Annotated in this window: 21 protein-coding genes; 11 read left to right on the top strand and 10 right to left on the bottom strand. The window is 61.6% G+C overall.

The genetic code is table 11. The features are described from left to right. The first annotated feature begins 164 nt into the window (after nucleotides 1–164). Genes ACQZ5K_RS18045 through ACQZ5K_RS18030 form a run of 4 tightly spaced genes read left to right on the top strand, consistent with a single transcriptional unit; the run spans nucleotide 165 to nucleotide 4760 of the window. Nucleotides 165–662 carry a Csu type fimbrial protein gene (locus ACQZ5K_RS18045; RefSeq protein ID WP_374997149.1) on the top strand — a complete coding sequence of 166 codons (498 nt, stop codon included), beginning with the start codon at nucleotides 165–167 and terminating at the stop codon, nucleotides 660–662. Nucleotides 663–683: 21 nt separating this feature from the next. Continuing rightward, complete coding sequence (locus ACQZ5K_RS18040; protein ID WP_026363542.1) at nucleotides 684–1403, top strand: fimbrial biogenesis chaperone; 720 nt, start codon at nucleotides 684–686, stop codon at nucleotides 1401–1403. Continuing rightward, complete coding sequence (locus ACQZ5K_RS18035; protein WP_448741024.1) at nucleotides 1375–3813, top strand: fimbria/pilus outer membrane usher protein; 2439 nt, start codon at nucleotides 1375–1377, stop codon at nucleotides 3811–3813. Before ACQZ5K_RS18040 ends, ACQZ5K_RS18035 begins: the two co-directional genes overlap by 29 nt. Then, the gene (locus ACQZ5K_RS18030; RefSeq protein ID WP_448741023.1) at nucleotides 3810–4760 is read left to right on the top strand and encodes a Csu type fimbrial protein; all 951 of its coding nucleotides are present in this window, start codon (nucleotides 3810–3812) and stop codon (nucleotides 4758–4760) included. Before ACQZ5K_RS18035 ends, ACQZ5K_RS18030 begins: the two co-directional genes overlap by 4 nt. Here ACQZ5K_RS18030 and ACQZ5K_RS18025 read toward each other — a convergent pair. The 5 genes from ACQZ5K_RS18025 to ACQZ5K_RS18005 all read right to left on the bottom strand — a co-directional run bounded on the left by ACQZ5K_RS18025 (nucleotide 4754) and on the right by ACQZ5K_RS18005 (nucleotide 11130). Next, nucleotides 4754–6361 carry an ABC-F family ATP-binding cassette domain-containing protein gene (locus tag ACQZ5K_RS18025; protein WP_448741022.1) on the bottom strand — a complete coding sequence of 536 codons (1608 nt, stop codon included), beginning with the start codon at nucleotides 6359–6361 and terminating at the stop codon, nucleotides 4754–4756. The genes ACQZ5K_RS18030 and ACQZ5K_RS18025 overlap by 7 nt on opposite strands. A gap of 185 nt (nucleotides 6362–6546) precedes the next feature. After that, entirely contained in the window at nucleotides 6547–8349 is a 1803-nt protein-coding gene (locus tag ACQZ5K_RS18020; RefSeq protein ID WP_448741021.1) for an ABC transporter ATP-binding protein, read from the bottom strand. A 460-nt stretch (nucleotides 8350–8809) separates the two neighbouring features. Then, nucleotides 8810–9799 carry a Bug family tripartite tricarboxylate transporter substrate binding protein gene (locus ACQZ5K_RS18015; protein ID WP_448741020.1) on the bottom strand — a complete coding sequence of 330 codons (990 nt, stop codon included), beginning with the start codon at nucleotides 9797–9799 and terminating at the stop codon, nucleotides 8810–8812. A gap of 114 nt (nucleotides 9800–9913) precedes the next feature. Then, a complete protein-coding gene (locus ACQZ5K_RS18010; protein WP_448741019.1) occupies nucleotides 9914–10609 on the bottom strand; it encodes a superoxide dismutase in 696 nt (231 codons plus the stop codon). Between the two features lie 194 nt (nucleotides 10610–10803). Continuing rightward, complete coding sequence (locus tag ACQZ5K_RS18005) at nucleotides 10804–11130, bottom strand: GCG_CRPN prefix-to-repeats domain-containing protein (RefSeq protein ID WP_020810616.1); 327 nt, start codon at nucleotides 11128–11130, stop codon at nucleotides 10804–10806. Nucleotides 11131–11310: 180 nt separating this feature from the next. Between ACQZ5K_RS18005 and ACQZ5K_RS18000 the strand changes: the two genes are divergently transcribed. Further along, nucleotides 11311–11514 (top strand): CsbD family protein, encoded by a 204-nt coding sequence (locus ACQZ5K_RS18000; protein ID WP_448741018.1) that lies wholly within the window; start codon nucleotides 11311–11313, stop codon nucleotides 11512–11514. A 48-nt stretch (nucleotides 11515–11562) separates the two neighbouring features. Here the strand turns inward: ACQZ5K_RS18000 and ACQZ5K_RS17995 are convergent, their stop codons facing one another. Further along, nucleotides 11563–11745 (bottom strand): hypothetical protein, encoded by a 183-nt coding sequence (locus ACQZ5K_RS17995; protein ID WP_065657718.1) that lies wholly within the window; start codon nucleotides 11743–11745, stop codon nucleotides 11563–11565. 268 nt (nucleotides 11746–12013) lie between these two features. On the opposite strand from ACQZ5K_RS17995, the gene ACQZ5K_RS17990 reads away from it, so the two are divergent. The 6 genes from ACQZ5K_RS17990 to ACQZ5K_RS17965 are packed head-to-tail and all read left to right on the top strand — an operon-like array spanning nucleotide 12014 to nucleotide 17560. Beyond that, the gene (locus ACQZ5K_RS17990; RefSeq protein ID WP_448741017.1) at nucleotides 12014–13165 is read left to right on the top strand and encodes an extracellular solute-binding protein; all 1152 of its coding nucleotides are present in this window, start codon (nucleotides 12014–12016) and stop codon (nucleotides 13163–13165) included. After that, nucleotides 13162–14046 carry an ABC transporter permease gene (locus ACQZ5K_RS17985; RefSeq protein WP_448741016.1) on the top strand — a complete coding sequence of 295 codons (885 nt, stop codon included), beginning with the start codon at nucleotides 13162–13164 and terminating at the stop codon, nucleotides 14044–14046. Before ACQZ5K_RS17990 ends, ACQZ5K_RS17985 begins: the two co-directional genes overlap by 4 nt. 1 nt (nucleotide 14047) lies before the next feature. Further along, nucleotides 14048–14872, top strand: coding sequence for an ABC transporter permease (locus ACQZ5K_RS17980; RefSeq protein ID WP_003521664.1), 825 nt, complete (start codon nucleotides 14048–14050; stop codon nucleotides 14870–14872). Nucleotides 14873–14881: 9 nt separating this feature from the next. After that, the gene (locus ACQZ5K_RS17975; RefSeq protein WP_448741015.1) at nucleotides 14882–15916 is read left to right on the top strand and encodes an ABC transporter ATP-binding protein; all 1035 of its coding nucleotides are present in this window, start codon (nucleotides 14882–14884) and stop codon (nucleotides 15914–15916) included. A gap of 1 nt (nucleotide 15917) precedes the next feature. After that, nucleotides 15918–16754 (top strand): glycerophosphodiester phosphodiesterase, encoded by an 837-nt coding sequence (locus ACQZ5K_RS17970; RefSeq protein WP_448741014.1) that lies wholly within the window; start codon nucleotides 15918–15920, stop codon nucleotides 16752–16754. Further along, a complete protein-coding gene (locus ACQZ5K_RS17965) occupies nucleotides 16751–17560 on the top strand; it encodes an inositol monophosphatase family protein (RefSeq protein ID WP_448741013.1) in 810 nt (269 codons plus the stop codon). Before ACQZ5K_RS17970 ends, ACQZ5K_RS17965 begins: the two co-directional genes overlap by 4 nt. A gap of 39 nt (nucleotides 17561–17599) precedes the next feature. Here ACQZ5K_RS17965 and ACQZ5K_RS17960 read toward each other — a convergent pair whose 3' ends face one another. From ACQZ5K_RS17960 to ACQZ5K_RS17945, 4 genes are read right to left on the bottom strand one after another with little or no spacing between them, the layout of a single operon-like run. Continuing rightward, on the bottom strand, nucleotides 17600–19411 hold the full coding sequence (locus ACQZ5K_RS17960) for an ABC transporter ATP-binding protein (protein ID WP_448741012.1): 1812 nt from the start codon (nucleotides 19409–19411) through the stop codon (nucleotides 17600–17602). Between the two features lie 4 nt (nucleotides 19412–19415). Then, nucleotides 19416–21200 carry a gamma-glutamyltransferase family protein gene (locus tag ACQZ5K_RS17955; RefSeq protein ID WP_448741011.1) on the bottom strand — a complete coding sequence of 595 codons (1785 nt, stop codon included), beginning with the start codon at nucleotides 21198–21200 and terminating at the stop codon, nucleotides 19416–19418. A 22-nt stretch (nucleotides 21201–21222) separates the two neighbouring features. Then, nucleotides 21223–22095: an ABC transporter permease gene (locus ACQZ5K_RS17950; protein ID WP_448741010.1), complete on the bottom strand. Its 873-nt coding sequence runs from the start codon at nucleotides 22093–22095 to the stop codon at nucleotides 21223–21225. Nucleotides 22096–22107: 12 nt separating this feature from the next. Then, on the bottom strand, nucleotides 22108–23055 hold the full coding sequence (locus ACQZ5K_RS17945) for an ABC transporter permease (RefSeq protein ID WP_448741009.1): 948 nt from the start codon (nucleotides 23053–23055) through the stop codon (nucleotides 22108–22110). Nucleotides 23056–23071: the final 16 nt, after the last annotated feature.

The following is a 23071-nucleotide window of genomic DNA, read 5'->3' as shown; positions in this document are numbered from 1 at the left end:
ATTGTGGCGGCCGCTGCATTTCAGCCAGTGGTTTTTCAGCCACCCTCATTAAGGATTTATTAACCAAATCGGTACGAGTATTAGATTATTCTAATTACCCGTTATTGGCGTAATTCCATGTTGCGCATCGAAAAATCAGCAACGCAGCAGCTTGGGGAGGCAGCATGAAGTTTGCAGCATCAGGCTATTTATTGTCATTTGCGGCACTGCTCCTCACGCCGGCATCGGGCGTCGCGCAGGTCGCCACGACGAATTTCAACGTCCAGATCACCATTCAGGCGGCGTGCCAGATCAATTCCGCCGGCAATCTCAATTTCGGCACCAATGGTGTGATCGGCAGCAATATCGATGCGACCAGCGATATTGTCGTGCAATGCACGGCAAGCACTCCCTTCAGCCTCGGTCTCAGCGCCGGCGCCGGCTCGGGGGCGACGGTCGCCAACCGTCTGATGACGTCGCCTGCGGGCGCGACCATTTCCTACTCGCTTTATACGACTGCGGCACATAGCACGGTTTGGGGGAACACCGTGGGAACGGACCGGCAAACGGGAACCGGTACCGGCGCGCCGCAGACATTCACTGTCTATGGGCGTGTACCTGCCCAGACGACACCCGCGGTCGGCGTCTATACCGATACGGTGACGGCCACGCTCAACTACTGATCGCCACAGGGAGGATCGCGCATGCGTGTTTTTACCTTAGCGGCTGCGTTTTTTGCCGGTTTGAGTGTTTCACCTTCACAGTCTGCCTCGCTACGGGTCGCACCCGTTCTTCTGGATCTTAAAGCGCCCACGGCGGCCTCCAGCCTCCGCATCTGGAACGATGCGAAAACCCCGATCAACGTTCAGGTCAGGATATTCCGCTGGACCCAGCAGAATGGGCAGGACGTCTATACGGCGGCGCAGGACGTCGTCGCCAGCCCGCCGATGACGCAGCTGAAGGGAGGCGCGGAAAACCTCATCCGCATCGTTCGGCTTTCCAAGGCGCCGCTCAGGGCCGAAGAGAGTTACCGCGTCATCGTCGACGAATTGCCGCCGGCGGGAAGACCGCAATCCGGCACGGTCAATCTGGTGGTGCGCCACTCCATACCCGTTTTCTTCTCACCCGCCTCCACAGGCGATGCGGAACCGGCCTGGAAGGTAACGCCGCAGGGCAATGGCTACCGGGTGTCTGTATCCAACACGGGCGCAAAGCGGATAAGGATCGCCAACCTGATGCTTTCCGGTAGCAACGGGCAGGCGCTTGCCCGGCAACAGGGGCTGGTGGGATATGTGCTTGGCGGATCCGCCGCAAGCTTTGTGGTTCCGGCAACGGGCGGCAAAAAAGGCGGCGGCACGCTGAAGATTTCGGCAGACAGCGAAGGCGGCCCCGTCAATGCGACGGCGCGCGTCTCGGGCGGCTGATCTCGCCGTTTTGACGATTGCCGCTCTGACGGTCATTTCATCGGGCAGTTTCTCCGTGGCGCAGGATATTCCCCCTGCGGCGCAACCGGCCTCTTTTGCCGCAAAAGAAGCGGGACAGTTGCAGCTCGAAGTCTACATCAACGATGTTTCGACAGAACTGATCGCCACATTTCGTCAAAACGACGCCGGATCGTTTCTCATCGAGCCGGAACAGCTCACGAATATCGGGATTTCCCCGGTTGAAAGCGCTGCCGGCGATGATGGCTGGATCGATATTTCCCGGCTGCCGGATGTGGTGGCGCGTTACGATGAAGGCACCCAGTCCATGCATTTCACCCTGCCGATGGCGGCGCGGGCAAACAGGGTGATCGACGCCTCCGGCAAGATTGCGCAGAAGCAAGACGAGGAGACCCGGGAAAAGGCCACGAGCGATTTTGGAGGTCTGGTGAATTACACGATCTACGGTTCCTCTGGCGGTAACAAATGGTCGGATATCGCCGATTTCAACGGTGTCTCGGCCCTTTTGGAAAGCAGGGCCTTCGGTCCGCTCGGCGTGCTCTCCTCGTCGCAGGTTCTGAGCACATCGCGCCTGTCGGAGTTCGATACCCAGCGTCTCGATACCACCTGGAGCTATTCGGACGAGGACACGCTGACGAGCTATCGGGCCGGCGATCTCATCACCGGCGGGCTGAGCTGGACACGCCCGACACGGCTGGGCGGCCTGCAGATACGCCGCAATTTCGACCTGCGGCCGGATATCGTCACCATGCCGATGCCGGAATTTGCCGGCTCCGCTGCCGTGCCCTCCACCGTCGACGTCTATGTCAACAATGTCCGCCGCCTGTCGCAGGATGTTCCCGAAGGGCCGTTCTCGATCACCAATCTCCCTGTCATCAGCGGCGCGGGCAATGCGCGGCTGGTGGTGCGGGATGCGCTGGGGCGCGAAACCGTGTCCGAAACGCCCTTTTATGCTTCACCGGATCTGCTGGCGCAGGGCCTCATCGATTTTTCGGCCGAACTTGGTTTTGCCCGGCGCAATTACGGAACCTCGTCTTTCGATTACGATGACAAACCGCTGGGCTCTGCGACGCTGCGTTATGGCGTGTCGGACAGTCTGACGCTGGAAGGCCATGCGGAAGGCGGTGAGAATTTCTACAATATCGGCTTTGGCGGCGTCTTCACCCTTGGAGCGCAGGGACTGGCGGCGGTTTCGGGCACATCGAGCCGCTTTGGCGCGGAAAGCGGTTATCAGCTTTCCGCAAGCGTCGAAGCGGAATTGCTGGGGGTAAAATTTCACGCACGGTCGCAAAGGACATTCGGCGATTATCACGATATGGCCTCCGTCTCCGCCGACCTGTCCGATATCCGCACGGTATCCGGGCTGCTGACCGCGCGGCCGCCGCGTGCCCTCGACCAGATTTCCGTTTCCACCCAGCTCGGTTTCGATGAGACCAGCCTCAATTTCTCCTATACGGAACTCGAAACCTTCGATGAAAGGCGATCCCGGCTGCTCGGCCTTTCCGCCACGCGGCCGTTTGGCGAGAACGGCAATATCTTCATCACCGCCTACAAGGACCTCGAGGACAACAAATCCTACGGCATCTTCGCAGGCCTCTCCTGGTCGTTCGGCGGCGGCGTCTCCGGCTCGGCCGGCATGTCGTCGGATGCGGATGGATATTCGCTGACGGCTGAGGTCGGCAAATCCGAAGAGCAGGCCGAGGGAAGTTATGGCTGGCGTTTGCGCGGCTCGACCGGCGGCAACGACATCGCCTCCGTTTCCGGCAGTTACCGCGGCAGCGCCGCGCGCGTTTCGGCCGGCGTCGACCAATTCAACCGCACGACACAGGCCTATGCGCAGATCGAAGGATCGATAGCGCTCGCCGGCGGCGATGTCTTTGTCGGCAACCGGATCGACGACGCTTTCGCCGTGGTGGATGCGGGCGCGCCCGGTGTCGATATCCTTTTGGAAAACCGCCCCATCGGCCAGACCAACCGCCGCGGCAAGATATTGCTCCCGAACCTGCGTTCCTATGACGTCAACAACATCACGCTCGACCCGAGCAATCTTCCGGTCGACGCCCGCATCGACCGGACGAAACAGACCGTCAGGCCGACACAAAAGGCCGGCGCGGTGGTCAACTTCAAGGTGGAAACCGAGGGTCAGGTGGCGCTGGTGACGCTGAAAGACGAGAGCGGCGAATTCATCGAAACCGGATCGACCGGCAAAATCGACGGCAAGCGCGATTTCATCGTCGGTTATGACGGACAGGCCTATCTCGACAATATCAGCGAGACGCATCGGCTCCGCGTCATGCAGCCGACGAAGGGCGAATGCGAAGCGCAGATCACCCTCCCCTCTGCCGGCCATTCACGCGCAACTTTCGAAACCCTATGCAGGAGCATTCCATGAAGGTCCTGACCCGTACCGCCCTTGCCATCGCCGCTTTCCTCTCGGCTTCACCGGCACTGGCGCAAAGCTGCACCTTCAGCATGTCGGACATGAATTTCGGCTTCGTCAATCTGGCAAGCGGCAGCGCCGTGGACACGACGGCGACATTGTCAGTCACCTGCTCCAACCCCCTGTCGCTGGCGCTTTCCATCCGCATCTGCCCTAACATCAATGCCGGAAGCGGCGGGCAGTCGGGCGGCATCCGTCGCATGCTTCAGGGCAGCAACATCCTCAATTACCAGCTCTACCAGAACTCGGCGCGGACAACCTCATGGGGATCGGTCACGCAGCCCGCACTCGGCTCGCCTCCGCCAATCGATATGGCGCTGCCGCTCCTGATCAACACCACGAGCCGCACGGTCTATGGCCGGATCAACGCCGGTCAGGCCTCGGCAGCGCGCGGCCTTTATCTTTCCAGCTTCGCCGGCGCGGAAACGAGCTTCACCTATACGACCTTTACCCTGCTTGCACCGAGCTGCTCTTCCGTGAACCAGAACCCCACGCAGGTGCCGTTCAACGTGTCGGCCGCAGTGGCGCCGACATGCATCATCTCGGCCCAGAACATCGATTTCGGCAGTCACGGCGTGCTGAACACGGCAGTCAATGCGACTGGAGCGATCAATCTGACCTGCACCACCAATCTGAACTACAGTGTGGCGCTCAATGGCGGCCTGAGCAACAGCCCGCCCGCCGCGCGCCAGATGGTGCAGGCGGGCGGATCGATAACCTATGGTCTCTACCGCGATGTGAACCGCACGAATGTCTGGGGAAGTGCGGCGGGCGAGATCGCCACCGGCACCGGAACGGGCAGCCTGCAGACATTGACCGTCTATGGCCGCGTCCCGGCGCAGAACACGCCAGCGCCGGGAAACTACTCCGATACGGTCGTCGTGACGGTGAACTACTGAGCGCCCGAACGCATCTCTGACTTCCCAAGTTCCAGCCGCCTTTCGATGCCAATGGCGGCGAGGAACGCCTCGTCGTGGCTAACGACCAGCAAGGCGCCGTCATAGGCCTGAAGGCCAGCCTCCACCGCCGCAATGGAATCGATATCCAGATGGTTGGTCGGCTCGTCGAGGATCAACAATTGCGGAGGCTGCGGGCCTCCCAGAACACAGGCGAGCCCGGCCCTGAGCATCTGCCCGCCCGAGAGCGTTGAAACGATCTGCAAGGCGGCATCGGCACGAAACATGAAGCGCGCAAGCGCGGAGCGGCAGGCATTCTCCCCGGCCTTAGGGTTAAGCCGAAGGAAGTTATCACGGATGGACAGGCTCGCATCGAGCAGGCTGACCTGCTGATCGAGAAACACGGACTTCACCCCGACATGCACCGCCCCTTCGAACGGCGGCAAGTCCCCGGTGATCACCGAAAGCAGCGTCGTTTTTCCCGATCCGTTCGGACCGGTGACGGCAACGCGTTGCGGCCCGATGATCTCGAAGGACAGGTCGCGAAGCACGCGGTGTTCGGCCTGATACCCCGCAGTCAGATTTTGCAGGCTGAGCACGGTTTTTGTCGCGTGCAGCCCGCTGGGCGGCAATGTGACACTGGCGCCCTGCAGGATTTCGATCCGCTCACGCGCCGTCTTTAGGTCTTCCGTCGCCTCGGCTGTCAGGCGGCTGGCCAGATTGGCGTTGTCGCCGCTCGTCTTTTCGGCACGCCTTTTCATCGCACCGACAAGGATACGGGGCATGTCTCCCCTCGCCGCTTTTGCAGCACCCCTGCTATCACGGCGGGCCTTGCGCTCCAGGGCTTCCTGCGACAGGCGCTTGACATCCGACAGACGCTTTTCCGCATTCGCAAAGTCCTGTTCGGCGGCGGCCAGTTCCAGCGCTTTTTGTGCGCGGTAGTGGCTCCAGTTGCCGCCGTAACGGGTGGCGCCGAGCGTGGTCATTTCCACAATCGCATCGAGGGTTTCGAGAAGCTCTCGATCATGGCTGGCGACGATCGCTCCGCCGCGCCAGCCCGCCAGAAAATCGGCAACGAAAATGCGTCCGTCCCGGTCGAGATTGTTGGTCGGTTCGTCGAGGATCAGGAAATCCGGCGCGGCATGAATTTGAGCCGCAAGTGCGGCCCGCGTGCGCTGTCCGCCGGACAGCGCCGAAAGCGGTGTGGAGGGCAAGGCGTCCAACCCGACCTGCGCGAGTGCCCCGGCAATTTTCTCCTCCAGCATCCAGTCGATGTCTTCAAGCTCTTCCAGAGTGGCCGTTCCCGCCTGCGCACGGGCAAGTGCCTCCAGCGCCTCGCCCGCTTCGAACAGGTCGGCGACGGTCTCATCGGACACGACCTGCACGCTCTGGCGCAGAAGATTGACGCTGCCCGATACGGAAACCGTGCCCGCGGACGGCGACAGTTCGCCGGCGATCAGTTTCAGAAGCGTCGTCTTGCCGACACCGTTACGCCCGACGAGACCGGTGCGTTCGGGTCCGAAGCGAAGATTGATGTTAGAAAAGAGCGAATGACCGTCAGGTGTCGACCACGAGAGGTCCGAGAGAGTGATGGAATGCGGCATGGATATGGGTTCCCCTGATGACAAGGCGTTGCGGCTTTGTGATCGGGTGGAAATCCATGGTTCACCGTCCTGTTGGTGTTGCGCAGAACACGCCCATACGCGAAAAAAGCGGCGTGTTCGTGGCGCGGGGTCAATGTTCGGGAAGGGAACGCCGGGAGTATACCCCCCCGGCGTTTCGTTTTTTTTCAGGCCACCAGGCCCTTGGTCAGCTCCAGCGCCTGCCGTTCGAACAGCCGGCGGTAGATGCCGTCGTTGAGGCGGATCAGCGCCTGATGGTCACCCTCTTCGACAATCCTGCCCTTGTCGAAGACCAGCAGCCGGTCCAGCGCCCTGACGGTGGAAAGCCGATGGGCGATGACGAGCGTGGTGCGGCCGACCATCAGCCGCTCCATCGCCTGCTGGATTTGCACTTCGCTCTCGCTGTCGAGGCTGGAAGTGGCCTCGTCCAGTATCAGCACCGGCGCATCCGCAAGGAATGCACGGGCGATGGCGACACGCTGACGCTCACCGCCGGACAGCTTGACACCGCGTTCACCCACCATCGTCTCATAACCCTTGGGAAGGGACATGATGAAATCGTGGGCGCTGGCCTGTTTCGCCGCCTGCTCGATCTGACGCCGCGTGGCGTCGGGCCGGCCGTAAGCGATGTTTTCCGCCAGCGTGCGGTGGAACAGGATGGGCTCCTGCTGCACGATGGCGATCTGGCCGCGCAGGCTCGATTGCGTGACGCCTGCGATATTCTGGCCGTCGATGCGGATCGCGCCCGACTTGATGTCGTAAAGCCGCTGGATGAGCTTGACGAAGGTTGTCTTGCCCGAACCGGAATGGCCGACCAGACCCACCCGTTCACCCGCCTTGATGGTGACCGAAAAGTCATCGTAAAGCGGCGTGGGATGCGCGCCATACTGGAAGGTGACGTGATCGAAGACGATCTCGCCCTTTCCAATTTTGATAGGCCCTGCATCCGGCCTGTCCTCGATGCCGAGCGGCATCTTGTCCAGCAGCACCAGCTCTTCCATGTCATTGACGGCGCGTTGCAGGTTGCGGATATCCTGCCCCACATCGCGCAGATAACCCTGCAACACGAAGAACATCGCCAGCACGAAGGTAATGTCGCCCGGCGTCGCCAGCCCCTTCTGCCACATGATGAGGCCCGTACCCAGAATGCCGGCCTGCATGGAGACCATCATGAAGCTTTGGATCGTGCCGTTCAGCGTGCCACGCTTCCATGTCCTGCGCGTGCGGTTGTCCCACTTCACCAGCACATGGCCCAGCCGCGTTTCTTCGCGGGTCTCGGCACCGAAGGCCTTGACCACCGAATTGCAGCTGATGGCATCCGCCAGCGCGCCGCCAAGTCTGGTATCCCAGGCATTGGCAAGCCTTGCCGCCGGCGACACATACCCCATGGAAAGGCCGACCGTGACGCCGATATAGATCAGCGATCCGAGACCGACGATCAGGCCCATGACCGGCCAGTAGCTGCCGAGCACGATGGTGGCGCCCACCAGCATGACGATGGACGGCAAAAGCGCGACGAGCAACAGGTCATTGAGCGAATCCAGCGCCCACATGCCGCGCGTGATCTTGCGGACCGTGGAGCCGGCGAAGCTGTTGGCATGCCAGTCGGTGGAGAAGCGCTGCACCTTGTGGAAGCCGTTATTGGCGACATCCGCCATGATTTTCAGCGTCAACCGGATGATGCCGTTGAATATGAACCAGCGCAGCACAACGCTCACCAGCCCCAGCGCCACCACGATGACGAAGGCGCGCAGCGCCTTATCCGCCCCATTGCCCACCCCGGCGCCACCGGCAATGGCATCGACGATCTGGCCGGAAAAGACCGGCACCATCACTTCGGCCAGCGTGCTGGCAATCACCAGAACGATGATGAAACCCACCAGCGCCGGCCGATGACGCCAATGGTTGAAAACAAAGCCGAGCACATGTCGATAGGCATCGGCGCGGAAATCGAGCTTCTTGCGAGTCATTTTTACCAGCCCAGCGCCCTATAATCGGCGACCGGTCCTCAAAACGGAAGTTGGATGGCACAGCCCGGGCGGGAGACGAAGTGATCCCGTCAGATCAATCGGGCTATGGGGGAAGTAAAACCGCATGTCGGGCGCGCGATGGGCGGGCCGCGAATGGATATGACCTAGTGTCGGGTCATTCCCTGCGGGAGGGTTTCGAAGAATGCTGGTGTCATGCAACGCCTCCCTTTGTTCGATCTGACGCGGTAGCGAGATTTGTAACTCAGCCGTCGGAGCTTGCCAAGCGGTTTTTTGCAACCGGCTGGCGAGTGATGCGGAAAGGCCACACCGGCTGGGTGCGACAACATAAATCGTGGCCGATGCGACAGCGGCATCGGCCACGGCTTTGTCAGGTCCTTATTTCCGTCCGCAACCGGCAGGATGTGCGGCGGAAAATCGGGATGGTATCTGCCGTTACCGGTCAGTCCATCTGCACATTCGCGTCCTTGACGACCGGTCCCCACTTGGCGATTTCCGCCGCAACGTGGGTTTTCAGCTCATCCGGCGAAGAGGCGACGATCTTGGCGCTGAATTCCGCCATGCGTGCGGCAACTCCCGGATCGGCAAGCGCCTTTTTGGCCGCGGCATTCAGCTTGTCGACCACCTCGGCCGGCGTGCCGGCCGGGGCGAAGAGCGCATTCCAGGTGTAGGTCTCATACCCCGGCACCGTCTCGGCGATTGTCGGCAGATCCGGGAAGGACGACGCGCGCTCCTTGGTCGTGACGCCGAGCGCCCGCAACGTGCCGGATTTGATATGTCCGGACGAAGACGGCAGATTGTCGAACATGATGGAAATCTGGTTGCCGAGCAGATCGTTGAGCGCCGGGCCTGCGCCCTTGTAGGGAACATGCTGCATGCTGACGCCGGCCATGCTCTTGAACAGCTCGCCGGAAAGATGCAGCGGAGTGCCATTGCCGGAAGAAGCATAGGCGTGTTTGTCCGGCTCGGCCTTCAAGAGGGCAATCAGTTCCGCCACGCTGTTGACGTTGAGCTTCGGATTGACGACCAGCACGTTCGGCACCACCACGAGAAGCGAAACCGGCGTGAAATCCTTTTCCGGGTCGTAAGGCTTGGTCTTGAGAATGAGCGGGTTGAGGGCGTGGGTGGCAACCGTTCCCATCAGGATCGTATAGCCGTCGGGATCGGCGCGGGCCACGCGGTCGGCACCGAGATTGCCGCCGGCCCCGGCGACATTTTCAACGACGATCTGCTGGCCGAGCTCATCACCCATCTTCTGTGCGATAACACGCGCGACCACATCGGTGGAGCCGCCCGCCGCGAAAGGAACGACCAGAGTAATCGTTCGATCGGGGAAGCCCTGCGCGAGCGCAGCCGTTCCCAGCATGCCGAAAGAAACCGCCGCAGCTGCAAGTTTCAGCACCGTGCGCCGTTTTGAAGACCGGTAAATCATGAACCCTCCTGTAACATGGCCTCCTCGCCATGGGCGCATAGTAGCTAAAATGCACCTCAGGGCAACCCGCAGGCGGCCGGCCGCTGCCGGCAGGTTTCAGGAGAAAGAGGATCGTTATGATTTCAGGCGTTCTTCGACGACCCGCCAGTTGACCAGCTTGTCTAGCACGGCGCGAATATGGTCGGCCTTGCGATTTTCATAATCGACGTAATAGGCATGCTCCCATATGTCGATGCCGAGATAGGCCGGGCGACCCACAGCGACGGGATTTTTGCCGTCCTCATATCCGATCAGCGCGAGCCGGTCGTCGTCGCCGCGCGTCAGCCACACCCAGCCGGTGCCGAAGACCGTATCGGAGACATCGACCGCGCGTTTGATGAAACCATCATAGCCACCGAAGGTCTCGTCTACCGAAGCGGCGAGATCGCCCGGCGGCCGGTTCGGCCCGCCCGGTACGAACTGATCCCAATAGGCGACATGGTTCCACGCCTGTGCGGCATTGTTGAAGATCTTGACGTCCGCCGCCTCTTTCGACTTGGCGGATGTCGTCACGATATCCGCCAGCTCCATGTCGGCATAGGGCGTGCCGGCGGCAAGCGCATTCAGCTTGTCGTAATAGGCCTTGTGGTGTTTTCCGTAATGAAGACCCACTGTTTTCGCCGAAATCACTGGCGCGAGATCGGCCTCGGCGAAAGGAAGTTTGGGCTGCATCAAGGGCAATGCAGCACGTGCGACGTGCGGGCGGGGAAAGATTGCAGCGGCGGCAGTTGCTGCGCCGGCGGTGAGAATCGTGCGTCTGGTGATGTCCATCGTATCCTCCTTATGAACGGTGATACGGGACTAACCCCGAACTGCCGTCCGGGTTTCCTCACATTGAAGGCAATTCTGTCTAAGTCCATGCTGATTTGCAGCAGGGACGCTGTATTCACACCCTCCCCGGGGGTCGATGGACCTCACCGGCCCATATGAGAAAGGCCCTCCCGACGTGGAGAGGGCCTTGCCGATCAGTATCGATAATAATCGCGACGATCGCGGTAGTCGCGATAATCTCTGCGGTCGCGCCACTCACGCCATTCCCGTCTGGCCTGACGCTCGCGCCATTCACGGCGAGCTTCCCAGCGGTCGCGCCGGTCCCAGCCGCGCTCATAACGCGGTCCGTTCGGACGGCAATAGCCGCGCGGAGTCAAATGGAAGCCGCGTCCGCAGGCATAATCCACCTTTTGAATGTGGGATGCCGAAGGTGCAGACGGTTGACCGACAGGCATGGCGTTGGCGCCGGTGCCGAACAGGGCGCCGAGAATTAGTCCGGCGGTTAGAATCATCTTGCGCATCTTATCTCCCTCCTTGTGGGATGAGAGGATTTAGCGCCCCGCCGGGTGAACTGCGGCTGAATGAATCGTGATCTTTTCGTGGCAGCAGGCCACAGTTACGCCGAACATTCCGACCTCTGGGCGGAACCCTGCGGAGGTTCGGACATTTACCAGTGCAGGCCAAAAAAAGGGAGAGCACCAATGGATTGGAACCGCGTTGAAGGCAACTGGAAGCAGATGAAGGGCAAGGCCAAGGAGCAGTGGGGTAAACTCACCGACGACGACCTCGACGTCATCAACGGCAAGCGCGAACAGCTCGAAGGCAAGATTCAGGAGCGCTACGGTTACGAAAAGGACCGGGCCAGGAAAGACATCGACGACTGGTATGGACGTCAGCCCTGGTAAGACGAGACCCCGCTTCGGCGGGGTTTTTCTTTGGGAAAGATTCTTCGGTTAGCTGGCCGCGGCCAGAACGGCAGCAATAACGATCAGCAGAGGCCCCATCCATCTGAAGTGACGAACAACCGGCGGCTGACTGACCGTGTTTTTTGACAGCGGCAGATAACCGAAGCCGACACATGTCATCCACAGGCCGGCACAGAACATGATAAATTCGTCGATATAGGCTGCAATCATCGCTCCCCTCCCTCCAATCCAATCGCGATCACTCTACCTGCCCGGCGACGCCTTGAGTAGGGCCCGCTTTCGAACGGCCACCCGGACAGTGTGCGCCGGCGATGCTGTCGGCAGCAACCGTCACGAAAGCGTTATGGAAAGACATTAGAACCGCCGCCGGCCCGTTCAAAAAATGCACGGCTGTGCAACGACCGGCCAGAGCCATCCCCATCTTCCCCGGGGTCAGCGCTCAGCAGTTCCACTCGCGCCGAAAACATCGGAGACATAGATGAAACGCCGCACCTTTATGATGTCCGCCGCAGGCGCCGCCGCCGGTCTCGCCCTTGCACCGCGCATGAGCTTCGCCGCTCCGGGCACGATCGACTGGTACACCAGTTCGGATACGAATATCCTCGATTTCTGGTCCAATACGATTAAGCCCGCCTTTGAAGCCGCCAATCCCGGCCTGAAGCTCAACCTCGTCGATGCCGGCGACAGCGCGGGCATCACCGCCATCGGCGAGCGCGCCATCGCCGCAAAGCAGACGGGCACCGATCCGCAGGCCGATTATTTCGAAACGGCCGATCCGCTGCTGCCCACCGGCGGCATCGATGCCGGCATCTATGTGAACATGGCGAAAGCCGGCCTCTCCAACTATTCGCGCGTCAATCCGCTCGCCATCCGCAGCGAATACAGCCTGCCCTATCGCGGCAGCCAGGTTCTGCTCGCCTATGACACCAGCAAGCTCAAGCCGGCGGATGCACCGAAGACCTGGGATGAGCTCGTCAAGTGGATCAAGGCCAATCCCGGCCAGTTCGTCTATAACCGTCCCGACAAGGGCGGCTCCGGCGGTAACTTCGTCCGCCGCGCCATCCATCAGGCCAACGGCCTCGACCCCAAGGCCTTCACGGTCGACAATTACACCCAGAAAGCCGGCGACAAGGCTCTCGGCAAGGCATGGGCGCTGCTGAACGACATCGCCCCGTCGCTCTATGACAAGGGCGCATATTCCTCCGGCAACACACAGTCGCTGCAGCTGCTTTCGCAGGGCGTCGTCACCATGACCCCTGTCTGGTCCGATCAGGTGCTGAAGGCCATCGATCAGGGCGTTCTGCCGCAAGAAACCGGCCTCGTCCAGCTTCAGGATCTGGCGCTTTGCGGTGATTTTTCGCGCGCCGTGGTGCTTGCCAACGGCGCCAATCGCGATGCCGCCCTGAAGCTCGCCAATTTCGTGCTGTCGGAAGAAATCCAGGGCGCGATCCTCACCGAACTCGGCGGTTTCCCCGGCGTTTCCTGGGACTATGTGCCGGCCGAACTGCGCAAGCGTTTCGCCGACATCATCCCGCAGACCATTCCGACCTTCCCGGCCGGCAAATGGGAAACCGCCATCAATGATGGCTGGTATCGCAACGTCGCTCCCAACGTCGACCGCAAGTCGTGACCGAGGTTGCGGAAGGAGCGGTTCGCCCGCTCATCGACAATACGGCAGGCAGGAGGCCAGTCGGCCTCCTGCTCGTCGCCATCCCCGTGTTCCTGATGATCTGGCTGGTTATCTGGCCTGCCATCAACGCCATCGGCCGCACCGTCTGGCGCACCGGGGCGAGCGGCGAGACTGGTTTCGACCTTTCGAGCTACGGCTTCTTCTTCTCGGACCGCTACAGCCTCGACAATCTTGCCGTGACGTTGTGGACGACCATGGTCTGCGCGATCCTCCTGCTGGCGATCTGCCTGCCGATCGCGCTCTACCTGCGCTTTTCGCAAGGCCGCCTTTCGGCTTATGTACAGGCGCTCGCCATATTCCCGATGTTCGTGCCCTCGATCATCCTCGCCTTCGCCTTCATCCGCGTTCTCGGACCCAACGGCATGGTGGACATATTGTTCAATGCGGTCGACCTGCCGAAAATCCGCACGCCCTATCTCACCCCGTGGGGGCCGGTCATCGGTCTTGTCTGGGACAATATTCCGCTGACCGTCCTCATCCTGCTTGCGGGGCTTGGCAGCGTCGCCAACCAGTCGGTGGAGGCGGCGCGGGATGTGGGCGCAAATGCGCTTCAGGTCTTCTGGCACATCATCCTGCCGCGCATTTCCAATTCCATTCTCGTGGCGCTTTCCTTTTCGGTGCTCGGCATTTTTTCCTCCTTCACCCTGCCCTATCTTCTCGGACCGGCCTCTCCCGAAATGCTCGGCCCCTTCATGCAGCGCACGCTGCGCGAAGTGCAGGATCCCATCGGCGCCATGACCCAGGCCGTCATCGCTTTCGGTTTCTGCATCGCATTCGGCCTGTTCTACGTGCGTTCGGTCGCACGCAACCAGGGGAAATGACATGACGACCCTCACGCCGGCGCGAACGCGCATGGACTGGCCCGGCATATTTTTCGCCACCCTTCTCACCGTCGCCATCGTCGGGCCGCTGCTTGTGGTGGGCACCTGGGCATTCACCGAGGTCTGGCGTTTTCCCAACGTCATTCCCCAGCAGTTCGGTTTCCGCTTCTGGGGCCAGACGCTCGGCCGCGCCGATGTGTGGAACGCGCTGATGCTGAGCCTGCGGCTGACAACGGTGGTAACGCTGCTTTCGGCGGTGATCTGCCTTCCCGCCGCCTATGCCTTTGCGCGCATGAGCTTTCCCGGCCGCAACCTGCTGTTCTTCTCCTTCCTTGCCGGCCACGCCTTCCCGAAATTCGGGCTTCTGGTGGCGATTGCCGCCATTTTCCTGCAGCTCAACCTCATCGGCACGTTCTGGGGCGTCGTTCTCATCCAACTCGTCGGCACGCTGATGTTCATGATCTGGATTCCCGTGGCGGCATTTCAGGCCGTCGACCGGCGCATGGAAGAGGCCGCCCGCGATGTCGGCGCCAGTCCGCTCAGGGTCTTCTGGTCGATTACGCTGCCGCAGGCGGGACCGACCATCGCCGCCGCCGTGCTGCTGAGCTTTGTCGGCACTTTTTACGAGACGGAAGGCGCATGGCTGATCGGTGCGCCCGGCATTCGCACGATGCCGGTGCTGATGATCAGCTACATCAACAACCAGATGGTCATCCAGTATGGCGCGGTCCTCTCCGTCCTGCTCTGGGTGCCGTCCTTCATTGCCCTCATGTTCGCCCGCCGCGTCATCGGTGGCGGCGCATTCGCCCGCGGTTTCGGCGGTTAGGAAATCATCATGTCCGTACTTCACATCCGCCAGGTCACGAAAACCTATTCCGGCGGGACAAAGGCAGTCGACAGCTTCTCGCTAGATGTCGCCGATGGTGAACTCGTCTGCCTTCTCGGCCCCTCCGGTTCGGGCAAATCGACGCTGCTGCGCATGGTCGGCGGCTTCGAGCAGCCGACGGGCGGGCAGATCACCATCGATGGCGAAGATGTCACCCACCTGCCGCCGGAGCGGCGGCCGACCGGCATGGTGTTTCAAAGCCACGCGCTCTGGAGCCACATGAACGTCTTCAAAAACCTCGCTTTCGGCCTCAAGCTGCGCCGCATGCCGGCTGCCGTCATCAGAGAGAAAGTGGAGGCGGTGCTCGAACTCGTCGGGCTTTCCGGTTATGGCGAACGCGCCACCAGCCAGCTTTCCGGCGGCCAGCAGCAGCGCGTAGCGCTCGCCCGCTCGCTGGTTCTCGAACCGAAAATACTCCTGCTTGACGAGCCCTTCGCCAGCCTCGACCAGCATCTGCGCGAGCGGCTGCGGGAAGAGGTGCGCGATATTCAGCAGCGTCTCGGCATCACCACGCTGTTCGTCACCCACGGTCAGGATGAGGCCCTCTCCATGGCAGACCGCATCGTCGTGATGGCGAACGGCAAGACCGAACAGATCGACCGGCCGAATATCATCTACCGCGAACCGCAGACCCCATTCGTCGCCAGCTTCATCGGCACCATGAACCTGATAGAGGGCGCGGTTTCAGACGGAAATTTCATGCGGGCTGACTTCAGCCTGCCGCTCCCCGTCTCCGACGGACCGGCCATTCTCGCCGTCCGCCCGGAAGCCATCGATCTGACGATTTCCGAAACGCCGGAAGCAAGTGTGCACCGGGTGACGGATTATGGCACCCACGGCCTTGTCGACCTTGATCTCGCCGATGGTACAAGGATCAAATCCATGGTCGCCCACCCGGATATGTTCCAGACGGGACAGGGCGTACAGATTTCGCCCCGCGCCGTCACGGCCTATCGCGACAACCGCCCAATCTACCGGAGCTGACATGAACCAGCCGATCCTTATCGACCGCGACGGCCACAGAACATGGCTCAAATGGCATCGCGCCCGCCGCCGCGCTGGCGATCCGGTCTTTACCGGCGAGCGTATCATCGAGGCGATGCGGCTCGGTGCAAGCATCGAGGTCGATCTTGTCATCCATGCCGATCACGGCTGCGCCGTTTTGCATGACCGGACGCTGGAGCGGGAGACCACCGGCACCGGCCGGGTGCGCGACACATCCGCCGCCACCCTGCGTCAGCTCCATCTGCGCGACAATGACGGCCAGCCCATCCATGCGAAGGTAATGCTGCTCGAAGACCTTTGCGCCCTGCTTGCCGAGGGCGCCGTTCATCCCGACGCCCTGCTTCAGCTCGATTTCAAGGAAGACCGGCAGGCGCTTACCCCGCAGGTGGTCGCCGGCTTCGGGGCGAGCGTTTCGCCCTTGGCGAAGTCCGTGATCCTGTCGGGCGGCGATTTCGACGCCATCACCACGCTGGCCGGCTCAGCCCCCGGACTTCGCACCGGCTATGATCCCTGCCATCGCGGCACGCTAGCCGCCCTGAAGGCAAGCGGAAACTATCCGGGCTTCATCGCAGACGCCCTTGCCACGGCACCCGATGCCGACATGATCTACCTCGCCTACGAGATCGTGCTTGCCGCCGAGGATGCGGGTGTCGATATCATCGCCCCCATCCATGCCGCCGGTCGCCGTGTCGACGCCTGGACGATCAACAGCGTCATACCGCAATCCATAGAACAGGTGAAACGTCTCTTGCGGCTCAAGGTGGACCAGATCACCACCGACGATCCGGAAGGGCTCGCCGAGGTTTTCAGCCGATGACAGTCAATTACAGCGCCATCCTCGACCACATGGTCGCCACCGCCCGCGAAGCCGGCGCATTGACGCTCGACCATTTCAGACGCTTCCGCGAGATTGAAATCGGCGTCAAGGGACCGGGGGACTTCGTTTCCGACGCGGACAGGGATTCCGAAACACTGATCCGCAACCGTCTGCTCGGGCAATATCCGTGGGGACTGACCGGCGAGGAATTCGCGCCCGTCGAAGGGGCGGATCGGGATCACCGCTGGCTGGTCGACCCCATCGACGGCACCACCAATTTCATCTTCGGCCAGCACTATACAATCACCATTGCGCTTCGCCGTGGCAATGAAACGATCTGCGGGCTGGTCTACAATCCCGTCTCCGACGAGATGTTCACCGCGATCAAGGGAGACGGCGCCTATTTCAACGGCGAGCGCCTGCGGGTCAATGCCAGCACCGATGTCGCCCTGATGTGCGTCGGCACGGGCCTGCCCACGCCCAATCTCCAGCTCTATCCCGGCGCCTATCAGCGCCTCGACGCCATTCGTGCGCCCATCGGCGCGGTCCGCGTGGTCGGCAGCGCCGCCAATTCCTGCGCTTACGTCGCCTGCGGCCGGCTGACCGGCTATTACGAGGAAACGGGCTTCGTGGACACGGCAGCCGGCATTCTGCTGGTGCAGGAGGCCGGCGGCATCGTGACCGACTGGTGGGGACGCGGACCGGAATTCTATGAAAAGACCGGTACGCTGATCGTCGCCAATGCCGCGACCCATGCCTATCTTATGGAGCACCTGCGCGGCGTTCCGCCGAAGAACCCCGCATAACGGCTTCCTCTTCGGAGCATCCATGCCGCAACAATCGTCTCAGGCCACCTGCACCAGGTGGCCTGGCGACACCGTCCTGTAGTTTCGCGTTGGCGTTTCATATCCCATGGCCCGTATCGGGCTTTTCAGCTCATCATTGGATATGCCACGCCTTATCCCGCGCCTGGCCGGGTCCGGCACCGGCACGGCGGCCATCAGCTTTTTCGTATAGGGATGCTGCGGATTGTCGAAAACCGCCGCACGCGGCCCGATTTCGACAATCTCCCCGAGATACATCACCGCCACACGATGGCTGACGCGCTCCACCACCGCCATGTCATGGCTGATGAACAGGAAGGCGAGGTTGAGGCTCTGTTGCAGGTCGAGCAGCAGGTTGCAGACCTGCGCCTTGATGGAAACATCGAGCGCCGAGACGCTCTCATCGGCAACGATAACCTTTGGATCGAGCGCAAGCGCGCGGGCAATGGCGATGCGCTGACGCTGACCGCCCGAAAATTCATGGGGGTAGCGGCTGGCCATATCGGCGGACAGGCCCACCTTTTCGAGAAGATCGGCAGTCTTTTCCTTCGCCTGTCTGGTGCTGCCGAGTTTGTGCTTGATGAAGGGCTCGGAAATAGCCGTGCCTACCGTCATACGCGGATTGAGCGACGAGAACGGGTCCTGAAAGATCATCTGCACGGATTTGCGCATATTGCGAAGGCCGACCGTATCGAGCCGCATCACGTCGTAACCGTCGAGCGACACGTCGCCGGCCGTCGGCTCCACAAGCCGCATGATCGAGCGGCCGGTGGTGGATTTTCCGCAGCCGGATTCACCCACCAGCGACAGCGTTTCCCCCTGAAACAGATCGAAGGAGACGTTTTCCACCGCATGGACTGCGCCCGTCTGGCGTGCCAGGAGGCCGGAGCGGACGGCAAAACGCGTCACAAGGTTCCTGACCGACAGAACCGGCGTCTGCCCGCTCGCAACCGTCCCCGCCACCTCCTGCGGCTCGCTCGAAAGGCCGGTTTTCATGTCGAGCACTGGAAACCGTGTCGGCCATTGCCGGTCACGCATCGAGCCGAGCTTCGGCACCGCTGAAAGCAGCGCCCGTGTATAGGGGTGCTTGCCGCACCGGAAAATGTCCTCGGTCGGTCCGGTCTCGACTTCATCGCCGCGATACATCACGATCGTCCGGTCGGCGATTTCGGCCACGACGCCCATATCATGGGTGATGAAGAGGACGGACATGCCCTCCTCTTCCTGCAGCAGCTTGATCAGATCGAGTATCTGGCCCTGAATGGTGACGTCGAGCGCCGTCGTCGGCTCGTCGGCGATCAGCAGTTTCGGCCTGGAGGCGAGCGCCATGGCGATCATCACGCGCTGGCGCATGCCGCCGGAGAACTGGTGCGGATATTCGTCGAAACGCCCGGAGGCATTCGGAATGCGAACCTTTTCCAGAAGCCGCACCGTCTCCGCCCGTGCCTCCTGCTTCGAAAGCCCCTTGTGCCGGATGAGGACTTCGGAAATCTGGCGGCCGATGGTGAAGATCGGATTGAGCGAGGTCATCGGCTCCTGAAAGATCATCGAGATATCGTTGCCGCGCACGCCGCGCATTTCTCTTTCGGAAAGCGCAAGAAGATCGCGCCCGTTGAGCAGCACTTCACCCTCGATCCGGCTGGAGGCCGGGGCAAGCAGGCGCATGAGAGACAGCGACGTTACCGATTTACCGGAGCCGGATTCGCCGACAATCGCGACGGTTTCGCCGGGCGCGACATCGAAGGACACGTTGCGCACGACGCTCTTCCACGCGCCATCGACGAGGAAGGAGGTGGTGAGGTTACGGACGGAAAGGACGGGGTTTGTCTCCATCGTGTCACCGCCCTACCGCATAGGCCTGCATCAGCCGCGGTGTTGCGGCGGCGCGCAGCAGGCCGTCCGCATCGCGACGCGCGGCGGTGAGCCGCCCGACCGACCATGCATCGGCAACCGTGACGCGGTGCCCGCGACGACGAAGCTCCTGCAGGGTCGCTTCGCCCACGGTGCTTTCCACGGTGATCTCACCCGGCGAACTGGTGCGCGGATAAAACGAGCCCGGAAAATGCGCGGTGTGGAACAGCGGCATATCGATCGCGGCCTGCAGGTTCTTGCCGTGATGGGCATAACGCAGGAAGAAAGGCAGTTGCCATTGGTCCTGCTGATCGCCGCCCGGCGTGCCGAAAACCATCGCGGGACGCCCCTGATGCAGCGCAAGCGAAGGCGTCAGCGTGGTGCGCGGGCGTTTGCCCGGTGCAAGCGAGGTCGGCAGGCCTTCCTTCAGCCAGAACATCTGGGCGCGGGAATTGAGCGCGAAACCGAGGCCGGGCACGATGGGCGAGGATTGCAGCCAGCCGCCCGAAGGCGTGGTGGAGACCATGTTGCCCCAGCGGTCGATGACATCGATATGCACCGTATCGCCACGCTTCTCCGTCAGATGCGACATGGTCGGCTCGTAGACCGTGCCGGTGCCGCTCATCTCGGCCAGCATGGCCATGGTGGCGTCCACCTGCTTTTCATAACCCGGCACGGTGCCGGGACGCAGCTCCAGCGAGGCCTCGCCGCTTATCAGCGCGCGACGTCCGGCATTGTAACCTTCCGACAGGAGATATTCCGTCGGGATCTGGCCGAATTCCGGATCGCCGTAATAGACCTCGCGGTCGGCATAAGCGAGCTTCATGGCTTCGACGATGGTGTGGATGAAATCGGGACCGGAGGGGTCCATGGCCGCAATGTCGAAGCCTTTCAGAAGCGCAAGCGATTGCAGCAGAACCGGACCCTGCCCCCAGGCGGGCGTTTTGGCAATCGTCCAGTCGTGATAGTCGAGTGTCTGCGGCGCTTCGACGGTCGCGCTCCAGTCCGCCATATCCTGCGCCGTCAGCACACCCTTGTGCTTAGCACCGCTGGCATCCATGACTTCCGCAGTCCTTACGTAACCGTGGATAGCTTCCGCTACGAAACCCCGATAAAAGGCATCGCGTGCCGCCTCGATCTGGTTTTCACGGCCGGAGCGCGCTTCGGCTTCGGTGACGATCCGCTGATAGGTCGCGGCCAGAACCGGATTTCGGAAATTGGCGTGCGGCTCGGGTGCCGCGCCACCCGGCAGCCACGTCTCGTGGGATGTCGGCCATTCCTTCTCGAAGAAATCGGCCAGACCCTTGATGGTGGCGGAGACGCGCGGCAATGTCGGATGCCCGTGTTCGGCATAGTAGATGGCGGGTTCCAGCACTTCGCGCACGCTCATCGTGCCATAGTCGCGCAACATCAGCATCCAGCCATCGAAAGCGCCGGGAATGACGGTGGCGAGCAGCCCGTCCCCGGGGATCAGCTTCAGCCCTTCCGACGTGTAATGCTCAATCGTCGCACCGCTCGGGGCCGGGCCCTGTGCGCAGATGACTTCCACCTTGTCCTTCTGCTTCGAATAAAACACGGCGGGCATATCTCCGCCCGGACCGCACAGATGCGGCTCGACAATCTGCAGGACGAAACCGGTGGCGACGGCCGCGTCGAAAGCATTGCCGCCTTTTTCGAGGATCGCCATGCCAACGGCCGACGCGATCCAGTGGGTTGAAGTGACGACGCCGAAGGTGCCAAGGATTTCAGGGCGTGTGGTGAATTCATTCATTCGGATATTTCCTTGTAAAAGATCATGCTTCGCGCGGATCGAGCGCGTCGCGCAGGCCGTCGCCCAGAAGATTGAAGCCGATGACGCAGAGGAAGATGGCGATGCCGGGCCACATCGTCATCCACGGCGCCTGGCTGAGGAAATTCTTCGCGGTATTCAGCATCGAACCCCAGGAGGGCGCCGGCGCCTGCTGGCCGAGGCCGAGGAAAGAAAGGCTCGCCTCCGCGATGATGGCGGTCGCCACCGTCAGCGTCGCCTGGACGATGATGGGGGCGAAGACATTCGGCAGGATGTAACGCGTCATGATGTCGATGTGGTTGAGGCCGATGGACCTTGCGCCTTCGACATAATCTTCGGTCTTGACCGCCAGCACCTGCCCGCGCGTCAGCCGCACGAAGATCGGCATGGCGGAAAGGCCGATGGCGATCATCGCATTGGTGAGGCTCGGGCCGAGGAAGGCGGCAAGCGCAATCGCCATGATGAGAAACGGCATGGCCAGCAACGCTTCGGTGATGCGGGATATGACCATATCCACCCAGCCGCCGAAATAACCTGAAATCAGGCCAAAGGGCACGCCGATGACCACGGCGATCATCACCGAGACCACGCCCGCCATCAGCGAGGCGCGCGCGCCATAGATCATGCGGGAAAGGATATCTCGGCCGAGATCGTCGGTGCCGAGCCAATGGGCGGCCGAGGGCGCCTTGCGGATGGCCGACCAGCTGGTCGCCACCGGATCGGCAATCGGCAGGATCGGCGCGGCGATGGCAAGAACGGCGAAAAACAGCACGATAACCATGCCGACAAGCGCCGATTTGTTGCGCTTCATCTTCTTCCAGGCGCGGCTTTCCTGCCGCGTTACCGCTACGGAGAGGTTTTGATCGAGAACGGTCATGATATCTGGGCCTCAGATCGTCGCCCTGAGGCGGGGGTTGAGCAGGACATAGGCAATGTCGGCCAGAAGGTTCATGAGGATGAAGCCGACGGCGGTGCAAAGAACGATGCCCTGCACGACGGCGTAATCGCGGGTGAACACCGCATCGACCGTCATCTTGCCGAAGCCGGGAATGGTGAAAATCTGCTCCGTCAGCACCGCCCCGGCCAGCAATTCGCCGAAGAGCAGCGCCAGCAGCGTGATAACGGGCAGAAGCGCATTGCGGAAACTATGCGACAGAACGATCTCGCGCGGCGAAAGCCCCTTTGCGCGGGCGGTGCGGATATAGTCGGAACTGAGCACCGCCACCATCGCCGAACGGGTATGGCGCATCAGCGTTGCCGCAAGCGCGTTGCCCAGCACGAAGGCGGGCATGATCATGGTTTCGATGGAGCGGACGGGATCGACAAAAATCGATTCATAACCGGATGCCGGCAACCAGCCGAGTTTGACCGACACCAGCAGGATCAACATGATGCCGAGCCAGAAGTTCGGGATGGAGAGGCCGGAAAGCGCAACGATATTGGCCGCGTAATCGATCCAGGTGTTCTTCTTGACGGCAGCGAGAATACCGATGGGAATGCCGATGACCATGGCAAAGAACATCGCCATCACCGCAAGCTGAATGGTGACCGGCAGCTTCTGGCCGATAAGCTCCAGCACCGGCTGGTTGGTGCGCAGCGAAATACCGAAATCGCCCGTCACCACGCCGCCCAGCCAGTTGACATATTGCAGCGGCACAGGGTCGTTCAGGCGATATTTCTCCCGCAGGAATTCAATCGTCGCCGGATCGCGCTCCTCGCCCGCCATGGCGAGAACCGGATCGCCCGGCAGCAGCTTCTGCAGCGAAAAGACGAAGATCGAGATGATCAGAAGCGTCGGGATAGCGACCAGCAGTCGCTTGCCGATATAAACAGGCATGGCGTGGCCCTCGTTC

The sequence above is a fragment of the Agrobacterium sp. 22-226-1 genome (genome assembly GCF_053522345.1).
The sequence above is the reverse complement of the archived record's forward strand: the minus strand, read 5'-3'. Positions and strand labels throughout refer to the sequence as shown.

What these genes read in the sequence shown, in the direction of transcription:
- ACQZ5K_RS17970 (WP_448741014.1), top strand. Translation starts at nt 15,918, where the DNA reads ATGAACCAGCCGATCCTTATCGACCGCGACGGCCACAGAACATGGCTC.
- ACQZ5K_RS18020 (WP_448741021.1), bottom strand. Translation starts at nt 8,349, where the DNA reads ATGACTCGCAAGAAGCTCGATTTCCGCGCCGATGCCTATCGACATGTG.
- ACQZ5K_RS18000 (WP_448741018.1), top strand. Translation starts at nt 11,311, where the DNA reads ATGGATTGGAACCGCGTTGAAGGCAACTGGAAGCAGATGAAGGGCAAG.
- ACQZ5K_RS17965 (WP_448741013.1), top strand. Translation starts at nt 16,751, where the DNA reads ATGACAGTCAATTACAGCGCCATCCTCGACCACATGGTCGCCACCGCC.
- ACQZ5K_RS17990 (WP_448741017.1), top strand. Translation starts at nt 12,014, where the DNA reads ATGAAACGCCGCACCTTTATGATGTCCGCCGCAGGCGCCGCCGCCGGT.
- ACQZ5K_RS18025 (WP_448741022.1), bottom strand. Translation starts at nt 6,361, where the DNA reads ATGCCGCATTCCATCACTCTCTCGGACCTCTCGTGGTCGACACCTGAC.
- ACQZ5K_RS18015 (WP_448741020.1), bottom strand. Translation starts at nt 9,799, where the DNA reads ATGATTTACCGGTCTTCAAAACGGCGCACGGTGCTGAAACTTGCAGCT.
- ACQZ5K_RS17980 (WP_003521664.1), top strand. Translation starts at nt 14,048, where the DNA reads ATGACGACCCTCACGCCGGCGCGAACGCGCATGGACTGGCCCGGCATA.
- ACQZ5K_RS17955 (WP_448741011.1), bottom strand. Translation starts at nt 21,200, where the DNA reads ATGAATGAATTCACCACACGCCCTGAAATCCTTGGCACCTTCGGCGTC.
- ACQZ5K_RS17950 (WP_448741010.1), bottom strand. Translation starts at nt 22,095, where the DNA reads ATGACCGTTCTCGATCAAAACCTCTCCGTAGCGGTAACGCGGCAGGAA.
- ACQZ5K_RS18030 (WP_448741023.1), top strand. Translation starts at nt 3,810, where the DNA reads ATGAAGGTCCTGACCCGTACCGCCCTTGCCATCGCCGCTTTCCTCTCG.
- ACQZ5K_RS18045 (WP_374997149.1), top strand. Translation starts at nt 165, where the DNA reads ATGAAGTTTGCAGCATCAGGCTATTTATTGTCATTTGCGGCACTGCTC.
- ACQZ5K_RS17945 (WP_448741009.1), bottom strand. Translation starts at nt 23,055, where the DNA reads ATGCCTGTTTATATCGGCAAGCGACTGCTGGTCGCTATCCCGACGCTT.
- ACQZ5K_RS18040 (WP_026363542.1), top strand. Translation starts at nt 684, where the DNA reads ATGCGTGTTTTTACCTTAGCGGCTGCGTTTTTTGCCGGTTTGAGTGTT.
- ACQZ5K_RS18010 (WP_448741019.1), bottom strand. Translation starts at nt 10,609, where the DNA reads ATGGACATCACCAGACGCACGATTCTCACCGCCGGCGCAGCAACTGCC.
- ACQZ5K_RS18035 (WP_448741024.1), top strand. Translation starts at nt 1,375, where the DNA reads ATGCGACGGCGCGCGTCTCGGGCGGCTGATCTCGCCGTTTTGACGATT.
- ACQZ5K_RS18005 (WP_020810616.1), bottom strand. Translation starts at nt 11,130, where the DNA reads ATGCGCAAGATGATTCTAACCGCCGGACTAATTCTCGGCGCCCTGTTC.
- ACQZ5K_RS17960 (WP_448741012.1), bottom strand. Translation starts at nt 19,411, where the DNA reads ATGGAGACAAACCCCGTCCTTTCCGTCCGTAACCTCACCACCTCCTTC.
- ACQZ5K_RS17975 (WP_448741015.1), top strand. Translation starts at nt 14,882, where the DNA reads ATGTCCGTACTTCACATCCGCCAGGTCACGAAAACCTATTCCGGCGGG.
- ACQZ5K_RS17995 (WP_065657718.1), bottom strand. Translation starts at nt 11,745, where the DNA reads ATGATTGCAGCCTATATCGACGAATTTATCATGTTCTGTGCCGGCCTG.